The sequence below is a fragment of the Myxococcales bacterium genome (genome assembly GCA_016717005.1).
Taxonomy (GTDB): domain Bacteria; phylum Myxococcota_A; class Polyangia; order Haliangiales; family Haliangiaceae; genus UBA2376.
The window spans coordinates 125,576-137,519 of the sequence record JADJUF010000001.1; the positions used below are offsets into that span (position 1 = coordinate 125,576).

General features: G+C 72.1%; 10 protein-coding genes. 7 read left to right on the forward strand and 3 right to left on the reverse strand.

The genetic code is table 11. The features are described 5' to 3' along the window. Positions 1-101 precede the first annotated feature (101 nt). The 4 genes from IPL61_00535 to IPL61_00550 all read left to right on the forward strand — a co-directional run bounded on the left by IPL61_00535 (position 102) and on the right by IPL61_00550 (position 4,066). Positions 102-1,256: a type IV pilus twitching motility protein PilT gene (locus IPL61_00535; protein ID MBK9029826.1), complete on the forward strand. Its 1,155-nt coding sequence runs from the start codon at positions 102-104 to the stop codon at positions 1,254-1,256. Then, positions 1,222-1,839 (forward strand): hypothetical protein, encoded by a 618-nt coding sequence (locus tag IPL61_00540; protein MBK9029827.1) that lies wholly within the window; start codon positions 1,222-1,224, stop codon positions 1,837-1,839. Before IPL61_00535 ends, IPL61_00540 begins: the two co-directional genes overlap by 35 nt. Positions 1,840-2,084: 245 nt before the next feature. Beyond that, on the forward strand, positions 2,085-3,023 hold the full coding sequence (locus IPL61_00545) for a hypothetical protein (GenBank protein ID MBK9029828.1): 939 nt from the start codon (positions 2,085-2,087) through the stop codon (positions 3,021-3,023). Between the two features lie 89 nt (positions 3,024-3,112). After that, positions 3,113-4,066: a trypsin-like serine protease gene (locus IPL61_00550; GenBank protein ID MBK9029829.1), complete on the forward strand. Its 954-nt coding sequence runs from the start codon at positions 3,113-3,115 to the stop codon at positions 4,064-4,066. Here IPL61_00550 and IPL61_00555 read toward each other — a convergent pair whose 3' ends face one another. Further along, complete coding sequence (locus tag IPL61_00555) at positions 4,067-4,519, reverse strand: hypothetical protein (GenBank protein MBK9029830.1); 453 nt, start codon at positions 4,517-4,519, stop codon at positions 4,067-4,069. Between the two features lie 102 nt (positions 4,520-4,621). Here IPL61_00555 and alaS point away from each other — a divergent pair, with 102 nt between their 5' ends. The 3 genes from alaS (at position 4,622) to aqpZ (ending at position 8,561) form a co-directional block, all read left to right on the forward strand. Beyond that, the gene (gene alaS / locus IPL61_00560; protein ID MBK9029831.1) at positions 4,622-7,279 is read left to right on the forward strand and encodes an alanine--tRNA ligase; all 2,658 of its coding nucleotides are present in this window, start codon (positions 4,622-4,624) and stop codon (positions 7,277-7,279) included. Positions 7,280-7,381: 102 nt separating this feature from the next. Continuing rightward, complete coding sequence (locus tag IPL61_00565) at positions 7,382-7,726, forward strand: hypothetical protein (protein MBK9029832.1); 345 nt, start codon at positions 7,382-7,384, stop codon at positions 7,724-7,726. Positions 7,727-7,856: 130 nt separating this feature from the next. Next, positions 7,857-8,561 (forward strand): aquaporin Z, encoded by a 705-nt coding sequence (aqpZ, locus tag IPL61_00570; GenBank protein MBK9029833.1) that lies wholly within the window; start codon positions 7,857-7,859, stop codon positions 8,559-8,561. Between the two features lie 19 nt (positions 8,562-8,580). On the opposite strand, the gene glgP is transcribed toward aqpZ, so the two are convergent. Together glgP and IPL61_00580 are read right to left on the reverse strand one after the other, a co-directional pair. Further along, on the reverse strand, positions 8,581-10,236 hold the full coding sequence (gene glgP, locus IPL61_00575; protein MBK9029834.1) for an alpha-glucan family phosphorylase: 1,656 nt from the start codon (positions 10,234-10,236) through the stop codon (positions 8,581-8,583). A 144-nt stretch (positions 10,237-10,380) separates the two neighbouring features. After that, positions 10,381-11,907, reverse strand: a complete 1,527-nt coding sequence (locus tag IPL61_00580) for a hypothetical protein (protein ID MBK9029835.1) — start codon at positions 11,905-11,907, stop codon at positions 10,381-10,383. Positions 11,908-11,944 lie beyond the last annotated feature (37 nt).

Below are 11,944 nucleotides of genomic sequence, written 5' to 3' on the forward strand. Positions count from 1 at the left end.
CGACAGGGTATCGCGGAAGCCCGCGACGCGCCACGCACCGCACCGCGTGTCGCGGTCCGCCGGACCGATCGCGATGGGCCGTGTTACGCTGCCCAGACGCGATGAGCCAGATCCTCGACCGGGTGCTGAACGCCGCGCGCCAGCTCGGTGCTTCGGATGTCCACCTGAAGGCCGGGCTGCCGCCCATCTTTCGCATCAAGGGCGAGCTGCGCACCGTCCGTGACGTGCCGGCCCTGACCCGTGAGGCGATCGCCGGGTTCGCCGCGCACATGATGAGCGACAAGCAGCGCGCCGTGTTCGAGGAGCAGCTCGATCTCGACCTCGCCTACGGCACCCCCGACGGGGTCCGCTACCGCGCCAACGTGTTCCAGCAGCGCGGCTCGGTCGGCATGGTGCTGCGCCTGATCCCGCCGGAGGTGCCGCCGTTCGATCGGCTCAACCTGCCCAAGACCGTGCTCGACCTGACCGAGCACTCGCGCGGGGTCATCCTGGTGACCGGGGTCACCGGCTCGGGCAAGTCGACCACGCTGGCGGCGATGGTCGACTACATCAACACCCAGAACGCCTACCACATCGTCACGATCGAGGACCCGATCGAGTACACGTTCCGCGACAAGCGCTCGGTCGTGAACCAGCGCGAGATCGGGTTCGACACCCAGTCGTTCGGGCGGGCCCTGCGCGCCGCCCTGCGCCAGGATCCCGACGTGGTGCTGGTCGGCGAGATGCGCGACACCGAGACCGCGTCGATCGCGATGACCGCGGCCGAGACCGGTCACCTGGTGCTGTCGACGCTGCACACCTCCGACGCCACCGAGACGGTCAACCGGATCATCTCGATGTACCCCGCCCACCAGCAGGGCCAGGCGCGGCTGACCCTGGCGTCGGTCCTGCGCGGCGTGATCTCGCAACGCTTGCTGCCGCGGGCCGACGGCAAGGGCATGGTCCCGGCGCTCGAGATCCTGGTCAACACCGAGCGGGTCCGCGAGCTGATCGAGGATCCGATGCGCACCCGCGAGATCCGCGACGCCATCGCCCAGGGGCTCCACCCCTACGGCATGGTGACGTTCGACCAGAGCCTGGCCGAGCTGGTCAAGCAGCGGCTGGTGACGTACGAGGAAGCGGTCAAACACTCGAGCAGCCCGTCCGACTTCGCGCTCCTGTTCCGGGGCGTCTCGGGCGGCACGACCGGCGGCAACACCGTCGACGCCACCGGAGGAGCCAATGACGAGTTCGCGATCGATCGGTTCGGCAAGTAGGACCGCCCTGGCGGCGCTGATCGCCGCGGTCGCCGCGCTGGTGATCGCGTGGCCCGGCGTCGCCCACGCGCGCAAGCGCGTCGTCGTGCTCGAGTTCACCGGCCCCAAGGCCGAGGAGTTCCAGCGCGATCTCGAGAAGATCCTGAAGAAGAAGCACTCGGTGGTCCCGCGCAGCAAGTGGGAGGACGCCGCCGACGATCTCGGCGCCACCAAGGTCACCGACGCCAACGTCAAGCGCATCGCCGCCAAGCTCAACGTCGACGGCGTGATCGTCGGCAAGACCGAGAAGCGCGGCTCGCGCTACTACCTGCACCTCAAGCTCCGGGCCGGCGCGTCGGGCAAGGTCCTGGCCTCGCCCGAGGTGATCGAGCGCTCGCCCGGGCTGGGCGCGGACGGCCGCGAGACCATCGACGACAGCCTGCTGCCGGTGATCGACGACCTGCCGGCGCTCGGGCGCGGCGACGCGACGACGACGACGACGACGCGGACGACGACGACCGCCGCTCGACCGGCAGGGCAAGCCCACCGGCAAGGGCAAGGGCAAGCTCGCGGACGACGACGACGACGACGACGACGACGATGATGACGATGACGATCACCCGGGCTGGGGCCGCGGGAGCCGCGACGACGACGACGACGCGGACGACGACCGCCGGACCACCGGCAAGGCCAAGCCCACCGGCAAGGGCAAGGGCAAGGCGACGGGCAAGGGCAAGCGCACCGACAACGATGACATCGACGACGACGACGACGACGACCGTCGCGCGAGCAGCAAGGGCAAGGGCAAGGCGACGGGCAAGGGCAAGCCCACCGACGATGACGATGACGATGACGATAGCGGCGACCGCGACCGCGACCGCGACCGCGACGACGGATGATGATGATGATGACGACCGGGTCGCGATGCGCGACGACCGCGACGACGACGACGACGACGACCGCGACCGCCGCCGCGACCGCGACGACCGCGACGACGGCGAGGACGACGACCGCGCCCCCGATCCGCGCCCGGCCGCGGACATCGCCGCCGGGTTGTCGTTCACCGGCCGCAAGCTCGGGTTCACGACCAACCTGGTGCAGAACGCGCCGCAGGGCTACAGCGGCGCGCCGGTGCCGGGCCTCCGCATCACCGCGGACGTCTTCCCGCTGGCCTTCGACAAGAAGAACCGCTCGTTCACGCGCAACCTCGGCGTGACCGGGCTGTTCGATCGCGCGCTCAAGATCTCGAGCGAGCTCAAGACCCCGGCGATGACCTACACCTTGCCGACCGTCGAGCAGCACCTCGCGTTCGGCGTGATCTACCGGCACCCGCTGTCCCCGACCCTCACGATCGACGCGTCGGTCCGCTACAACAAGCGCAAGTTCGTGATCGACAAGGCCGGCGCGCCGATGGACGCGGTCGACATCCCCAACACCGACTACTCCTACGTCGACCCCGGCCTGGGCATCCACTACGTGCTCGGGCCCAAGGCGGCGCTGTCGGGGGACGCGCGGTTCCTGCTCATCACCGACACCGGCGAGATGCAGTCGCCCGATCAGTACGGCGCCTCGACCGTGACCGGCGTCGACCTGTCGATCGCCGTCGACTACCGGGTCGCGCCCAAGATCGTCGTGCGGGCGATGGCCGGCCTGGCGACGATCGGCTACGCGTTCAAGGGCAACGGCGCCCTGACCAACAACCGCGACGGCCAGCCTGGCACGATCGACGTGTCCGGCGCCCGCGACACGTACTTCGGCGGCTCCGCCGGCGCCGCCTACCAGTTCTGACCGCGGCGGCCGTGACCGACCGCACCGAAGGCGGGCGGCCCCGGGCCGCCCAGCTTGCGTCGCCCCCGGCGCCGGGCGACCGTCGGGGCGTGCGCTCCTCCAGCTCCGCCCTCGTCCCCACCGCCCTCGCCCTCGCCCTCGCCGCCCCGCTCGTCGCCGCCTGCGTCGAGACGCCCGCGGTCGACGACCGCGCCCTGCCGGTCATCGGCGGGAGCCGCACCGCCGACGGCGCCTTCCCTGGCGTCGGCGCCCTGCTCTACGATTTCGGAGGCGGCCAGATCGGCGCCGGCTGCACCGGCACGCTGATCGCGCCCGACGTGGTCCTGACCGCGGCCCACTGCCTCGACCCGCAGCTCACCGGCGTCCCCAAGCCGGCGGCGTTCACCCTCGCCCACGACACCCTGTCGGGCACGCCGACCCAGCACCCGGTCGACCACACGCTCCGCCACCCACAGTTCGACATCAACGCCGCCATCGGCGGCGGGCTCGCGCAGTTCTTCGACATCGGCCTGGTGTTCCTCGGCGCGCCGGTCACGGACGTGGCGCCGATCAAGATGCCGACGCCCGACGAGGCGACGGCGCTGGCCGTCGACACCGACCTGACGATCGTCGGCTACGGCCAGATCGCCGACACCAACCCGGTGGTCGGCGTCATGTACGACGCGACCACCGCGATCCGCGAGCTGGCCGCCGCCGAGATGCGGGTCTCGCGCGGCGGCGCCGACCCGCAGAACTGCCACGGCGACTCCGGCGGCCCGGCCCTGACGACGATCGGCGGCGGCGAGCGGGTGGTCGGCGTGGTGTCGCGCAGCTACCAGAGCAACCAGTGCGACAACGGCGGCATCGACACCCGCGTCGACGCCTACCTCGACTGGATCCACGCCAACGTCCCCGCCGGCATCCCGTGCGGCTCGGGCCTGGCCGAGGCCTGCCCGGTCGAGGACGACGCCGGCGGCTGCTGCTCGACCGGCGGGCCCGCGCCCAGCTCGATCGCGCTCGGCGGGCTCGCCGCGGCGCTGGCGCTGCGGCGTCGGCGGCGCTGACTACTTCGAGGTCGCGACCGTGTGGCAGCCGGTGCAGCCGAAGCCCTGCTGCGTCGCGGGATCGTAGGGCTCCTCGCCGAGCAGGTGCGCCATCTCGGGCACGACCACGTCGTGCATCCAGCCCGCGACCTTCTGCTCGTGCTCGTCGAGCTTGTCCATGTTGGCGAAGTCGAGCGGCTTGATGTCGGGGTTGGGCATCTCGAACGACCCGTCCTCGGCGCCGGCGCCGTGGCAGGTCTTGCAGTTCATCTCGCCGAAGTCCGCGGCGTCGAACTCGACGAACTTCGCCTTCATCGTCGGCAGGACCGTCTCCTTCATGAACGCGTGGCGCTGATCGGCGTTCATGTCCTTCCAGGCCAGGTCGGTCGGCGTCGGGGTGTCGACGCCGGGCTTGGACTTCGAGCCGCACGCGGCGGCGGTGACCAGGGCGAGGCAGACGAGCGGGAGCTTCATGCGGCGGACTCTACTCACGGCGGCCGCCCGACGCCAGCTTCGCGGTCCGGCACCGCCCGGCGGCCGCTCCGGACCTGGAATCTTTGCTAGGTTCCGCCGGTCATGAAGGCCGCCGCTGTTCGCTCCGCGTTCCTCGACTTCTTCGCCGCCCGCGGTCACGCGCGCGTGGCCTCGAGCGCGCTGGTGCCCGCCAACGATCCGACGCTGCTGTTCACCGTGGCCGGCATGGTCCAGTTCAAGGACGTGTTCACCGGCAAGGAGGACCCTGGCTACACCCGGGCCACGACCAGCCAGAAGTGCGTGCGGGCCGGCGGCAAGCAGAACGATCTCGACGAGGTCGGCAAGACCCCGCGCCACCACACGTTCTTCGAGATGCTCGGCAACTTCTCGTTCGGCGACTACTTCAAGGACGACGCGATCGCCTGGGCCTGGGAGCTGCTCACCGACGTCTACAAGATCGATCCCGACCGCCTGGTGATCACGGTGTTCGGCGGCGAGGGCAAGCTCGGCGCCGACGACGAGGCCCGCGCCATCTGGAAGCGGGTCACCGGGTTCGGCGACGAGCGCATCATCGGCCTGGGCAAGAAGGACAACTTCTGGTCGGCCGGCGACGTCGGGCCGTGCGGCCCGTGCTCGGAGATCCACTACAACATGGACGGCGCGCCCGGGGTCTGGCCGACCACCGACCCGGCGACGTGGTCGGGCTGGCTCGAGATCTGGAACCTGGTGTTCATGCAGTTCGAGAGCAAGGTCGCCGACGGCCCGCTGACGCCCTTGCCGGCGCCGTCGATCGACACCGGCGCCGGGCTCGAGCGCATGGCGTCGGTGCTGCAGGGCGTGAAGTCCAACTACGACACCGACCTGTTCACCGGCATCCTGGCCACCGCCGCCGAGCTGGCCGGCGTCCGCTACGGCGCCGACCCCGACCAGGACACGTCCTTGCGGGTGATCGCCGACCACGCCCGGGCCGCGACGTTCCTGATCGCCGACGGCGTGTTCCCCGACAAGACCAACCGCGAGTACGTGCTCCGGCGGATCTTCCGGCGCGCGGTCCGCCACGGCAAGCGCCTCGGCATCGAGCAGCCGTTCATGCACACGGTCTGCGCCCGGGTGGTGGCCGAGATGGCCGACGTCTACCCCGAGCTGCGCGAGCGGGCCGCCACGATCGAGCAGGTGGCGCTGAGCGAGGAGCGCCGGTTCCGCAAGACCCTCGACCAGGGCCTGGGCCTGCTCGAGGACGAGTTCGCGCGCATGCGCGCGGCCGGCGAGACCACGGTCGCGGGCAAGGTCACGTTCACGCTCTACGACACCCACGGCTTCCCGACCGACCTGACCGAGATCATCGCCGAGGAGCGCGGCTTCACGGTCGATCGCGCTGGCTTCAAGGCGGAGCTCGAGGACGCCCGCCGGCGATCGGGGTTCGGCGGCTCGGGCCAGGGCGGCGTCGGCGCCGCCTACCACCAGCTGGCGACCGAGCTGGGCGCCACGACGTTCGTCGGCTACGACGCCACCGACGGCGCGGGCGCGGTGCGCGCGCTCCTGGTCGACGGCGAGCGGGTCGAGCGCGCGTCGATCGGCGCCCAGGTCGAGGTCGTGCTCGACCGCACGCCGTTCTACGGCGAGAGCGGCGGTCAGATCGGCGACGCCGGCACGCTGACCACCGCCGGCGGCCAGGTGCGGGTCGACCGCACCGAGAAGCCGGTGCCCGACCTGTTCGTCCACCACGGCGAGGTCGTGGCCGGCGCCGTCGCGGTCGGCGACCCGGTGACCGCCGCCGTCGACGACGACCGGCGCGCGCGCATCCGCGCCAACCACTCGGCCACCCACCTGCTCAACCACGCGCTCAAGACCGTGCTGGGCGAGCACGTCGCGCAGAAGGGCTCGCTGGTCGCGCCCGACCGCCTGCGCTTCGACTTCGCGCACTTCGCCCCGATGACCGACGCCCAGGTGCGCGAGGTCGAGGACCTCGTCAACGCCGAGATCCGGCGCAACCGCGACTCGACGATCGAGGTCCTGCCGATCGCCCAGGCCAAGCAGCGCGGCGCGGTCGCGATGTTCGGCGAGAAGTACGGCGACACCGTGCGCATCGTGCGCATCGGCGCCGACTCGCTCGAGTTCTGCGGCGGCACCCACGTCGGCCGCGCCGGCGACATCGGCCTCTTGAAGATCCTCAGCGAGGCCGGCGTCGCCCAGGGCGTGCGCCGGATCGAGGCGGTCACCGGCGTCGGCGCGCTCGACTACCTGCGCCGGCTCGAGGCCGAGCTGGGCCGGGCCGGCGACCGGCTCAAGGCCCCGATGTTCGAGGTCGGCGACAAGCTCGACAAGGCCCTGGCCTCGGCCAAGGCGCTCGAGAAGGAGCTCGACAAGCTCAAGGCCAAGCTGGCCTCGGGCGGCGGCGGCCGCGATCTCGTCGCCGAGGCGGTCGACGTCGCCGGCGTCAAGGTGCTGGCGGCGGCGCTCGACGTCGACGACGTCAAGGTGCTGCGCGAGACCGGCGACAAGCTGCGCGACAAGCTCGGCTCGGGCGTGCTGGTGCTGGCCGGCGTCAGCGCCGACAAGGTCATGCTGGTCGCGATGGTGACCAAGGACCTGCTCGACCGGTTCCACGCCGGCAAGCTCCTGGCGATCGCCGCCGAGATCCTCGGCGGCAAGGGCGGCGGCAAGCCCGACCTGGCCCAGGGCGGCGGCAAGGACGCGACCAAGCTGCCCGAGGCCCTGGCCGCGGTGCGGGCCGCGGTCGCGGCCACCGCCCGCGGGTAGCGCGGCGCGCGCGGCCACCGCCCGCGGGTAGCGCGGCGCGCGCGGCCACCGCCCGCGGGTAGCGCCGTGCAGGTCTGCGCGGCGGTGGTGTACCGTCGCGGCATGGCGCACCTCCCCCGCCGACTCGCGATCGCGGCCTTGCTCGTGGCCGGCTGCGGCAAGGGCGCGGCGCCGAAGCCCGCGGCCGCGGACTGTCAGGCCGCGTGCGCGCACATGCTCGACCTGGCCATGCAGGACCTCGATCGCAGCGCCGCCCAGCCCGGCGCCGAGGCGATGGCGGCGATGATGGCCGAGCTCAAGGCCAAGGCCCAGGCCTCGCGCGCGTCGGATCTGGCGACGTGCCAGGCGACGTGCATGGAGGGCAAGCTCGACACCGCGTGCGCCCGCGCGACCACGACCATCGACGGCGTCTCGGCCTGCACGAACCGCAACGGCGGGCTGCGCTGAGCCGCGACCGTTCGGGTAGCGCCCAGGCTGCGCCTCGGCGAGCCGTGGGGTAGCTGAGCGCGCCGATCCCTCTGGACGCGCGGCGTACGACCTATTCTCGCGCCCGCGGATCAACCCGCAGGAGGCACCCATGTCACTTGGCAAGAAGCTCGCGGCGGAAGCGCTCGGAACTGCCTGGTTGGTGATCGGCGGCTGCGGCACGGCGATCCTGGCCGGCCAGGGCGTCGGCCTGGTCGGCATCGCCCTGGCCTTCGGCCTGACGGTCGTGACCATGGCCTACGCCATCGGCCACATCTCCGGATGTCACCTCAACCCGGCGGTGTCGGTCGGGCTGTTCATGGCCAAGCGCTTCGACGGCAAGGACCTGGGCCCGTACATCGCGGCGCAGATCGCCGGCGCGCTGGTCGGCGCCGGCGTGATCGCGCTGATCGTCAAGTCCGGCGGCGACAGCACCCACCTCGGCGGCAAGCTCGGCGGCTTCGCGGCCAACGGCTTCGGCGACCACAGCCCCGACAACTTCAAGCTGCTCGCGGCGCTGGTGACCGAGGCGGTGATGACGTTCTTCTTCCTGGTCATCATCCTCGGCGCCACGTCCAAGCGCGCGCCGGCCGGGTTCGCGCCGCTGGCGATCGGCCTGGGCCTGGCGCTGATCCACCTGATCAGCATCCCGGTCACCAACACCTCGGTGAACCCGGCCCGCTCGATCAGCCAGGCGGTGTTCGCCGGGCTCGGCGGCGACTGGGGCTTCCTCAAGCAGATCTGGCTGTTCGTGCTGGCGCCCGCCGCCGGGGCCGCCGCTGCCGGCGTCGTCTACCCGATGATCGACGACGAGTGAGCCGGGCCGCGCCGGCGCCTCACCCGCGGTAGACCCGCGCGAAGTACTCCTCGACCATCCGGTCCGAGGAGAAGCGCCAGCTCGACATCGCGATCGACGCCTCCATCACGCGGACCCAGGCGGCGCGATCGGCGAAGGTCGGCAGCACCTCGCGCTCGAACACGTCGTAGAGGCGGCCGCGATCGCGGACGTCGACCGCGGCCACGTGGGCCTCGTCGACGTCGTCGTCGCCGGGCTCGGGGTCGCCGATCTTCCAGCCGGTGACGCCGTGCTCGCAGCCCTCGGGCCACCAGCCGTCGAGGATGCTGACGTTGGGCACGCCGTTCATCGCGGCCTTCATGCCCGACGTGCCCGAGGCCTCGAGCGGTCGGCGCGGGTTGTTGAGCCAGACGTCGCAGCCGCGGGTCAACGCCGCGCCCAGGGTCATGTCGTAGCTCTCGAGGAAGACCACCTTGCCGGGCCAGCGGCGCGTGGCCTCGGCCAGGCGCGCCACCAGGGCCTTGCCGGTGGCGTCGCGCGGGTGGGCCTTGCCGGCGTAGACGATCTGCGCCCGCTCGAGCAGCGTGCTCAGGCGGTCGTCGTCGCCGAGGATCAGGTCGGCGCGCTTGTAGCCGGCGGCGCGCCGCGCGAACCCGATGATGAGCTTGTCGCGATCGAGCGTGACGCCGGTGCGCGCGTGGACCAGCGCCGACAGCTCGGCGCGCATGGTCCGGTGCGCGGTCCACAGCCCGGTCGCGCGCTCGGCCTCGCCCTTGCCTGGCGCCAGGGCGGCGCGGATGCGCGGGTCCTGCCAGGTCGGCACGTGCACGCCGTTGGTGATCGAGATGATCGGCGCCGCGCCCTCGACGCTCTTCCACATCGCGCGGGCGGTGTCGCCGTGCAGCGCCGCGACCGCGTTGGCCAGGCGCGCCAGGCGCAGGCCGGCCACGGTCATCGAGAACGGATCGCCGCCGATCGAGGCGAGCTCGCCGTCGGTGAAGCCGAGGTCGGCGCTCATGCGGCGCACCGTCGGCAGATCGTGGATCTCGTTGCCGGCCGCGACCGGCGTGTGGGTGGTGAAGACGCAGTGCGGCCGCAGCCGGGCCATGCGCTCGTGCAGCTCGCCGCCGCCGAAGCGGTTCGAGCGCAAGAGCTCGAGGCCGGCGAACACCGCGTGGCCCTCGTTCCAGTGGTAGACGTCGGGGTGGCGGCCCATCGCCGCGAGCAGCCGCACGCCGCCGACGCCGAGCACGATCTCCTGAGCGAGGCGATCGTCGGAGCCGCCGCCGTACAGGCGCGCGGTCACCCACCGGTGCTCGGGCCGGGCCGGCTCGAGCAGGTAGAGCTCGCCCGACAGGTAGCGCCGCACCCGCCACGCGATCAGCGGCACGGTCTCGCCGCGGATGCTGACCTCGACCCCGCCGTGCGGCAGCGTGACCTGCTCGAGCCCGTCGCGATCGGTCGCCATGTACCGATCGACCGGGTAGCCGTGCTCGTCGAGCCGCTGATCGACGTAGCCGTGGTCCCACAGGAGGCCGATGCCGATCACCGGCAGCCGCAGGTCGCTGGCGGACTTCATGTGGTCGCCGGCCAGGATGCCCAGGCCGCCGGAGTAGATGGTGAAGCGGGCGTCGAGCCCGAACTCCATGCAGAAGTAGGCGACGGTGGGGCGGACCGGGGGATCGGTGGCGAACATCCGTCGGCGACGATGCAACGTGTGCGCCCGGGCGATCAAGCGGCGGCCCACGGATCCGACGGCCGCGGCCGCCGATCCGGGCGATCGCCGGCGCGTTGCCAAAGGCAACGACCGTCGCCAGACGCGACGGGCCGCGCCCCGGCGCTACGGTCGGGTGTCGGCCAGGATCATCAGGTTCCGGTTCGAGTCGGCCACGTAGACCCGCCGGCGGGCGACGTCGACGTCGATGCCGACCGCGCCCTCGTAGAAGCTGTAGCCGTAGCCGCGGTCGTAGCCGGGCCAGGTGTTGAACCACGCGACCTCGCGCGGAGCCGCCGGATCGGCGATGTCGATCAGGCGCACGCCGTCCTGGTAGTAGGCGACGTAGACGATCGAGCCGAACGCCATGATGTTGTGGGCGCTGACCTCGTCCCGGGTCTTCCACGCGCCGGTCTGGCCCAGGAAGCCCGCGGTCCCCTCGGTCACGTCGACGAGGCGCAGGTGCGAGCCCCACTGCTCGTCGCCGTGGGCGGCGATGCGGCGGCTCCCGACCTGGGTGACCCAGTTCGAGTGGCTCGAGGTCTCGCCGTAGTTCGCGAAGGTCCCGACCACGGCCGGCGCGGCCGGATCGGCGACGTCGGCGATGACCATGCCGGCCTCCCAGAAGTTGAGGTAGGCGCGATCGCCCTGCACCGACAGGTCGTGCAGGAACACGTCGCCGCTGGCGCTCGGGTTGGCCACCTGCCCGAGCCGCACCGGCGCCGCCGGGTCGGCGAGATCGTAGATCTCGAGGCCGAGGTCGGTGTTGGCGAGGTAGGCCTTGCCGCCGTCGACGAACACCGTATGGACGTTGATCGGATCGCCGCCGATCGAGGTGCCCATGTGCGCGACCAAGGTCGGCGCGGCCGGCGTGGTCACGTCCCAGACCACCGCGCCCGCCAGGTTCGACCCGACGATGGCGTAGCGGCGGCCGTTGGCGCGGGCGAGCTTGACGTCGTTGTAGATCTCGCGGCCCTGGGCGTCCTCGGTGGGCGCGTGGCCGACCTCGACGACGTGGGCCGGGTCGGCGATGTCGAGGATGCGCAGGCCGTCCTGGTAGCGCGCCAGGTACGCGAGGTCGCCGTCGACGCGCACGTTGACGCCGATGCCCGGGGCCCAGGTCGGGTCGCTGTACTCGCCCAGGAGCACCAGGCCCGACGCCGCTGGCTCGGCCAGGCGCCGGACCGCCTTGCCGCGCACCGTGCCCAGGAAGCAGCCCTGGCTGCTGCAGTAGGCGTACTGGCCGGTGACGAAGCCGTCGACCTGCGCGCACAGATCGAGCGTGCGGGTGTTCTCGGGATCGATCTCCCGGTACAGGAAGATGTCGTCGGCCGAGGCCAGCGCCCGGGTCGCGTCGCGGCCGGCCAGGACGCCGCCGAACTGGCCGTCGCCCAGGACGTCGAGCCGCGCCGCCGTCGTCGACACGAACCCCTCGAAGTCGACCTGCAGGTGGTAGATGGCCTGGGGATCGAGGCCCGCCAGGCTGCCGGCCACGCAGCCGCTGCGGTCGAAGTCGGCCGGATCGTCGTAGCGCCCGGGACCGACCACCGGCCCGTCGGGCGCGGCGTCGACCAGCGCGGTCACCTGCTCGGGGTCGCTGCAGCCGAGCACACACACCACCACACCGGCGACGACGCGGACGAGGACCGACATCGCGCGATTCTACGGCCGCTCGACGAAGATCGCCGCG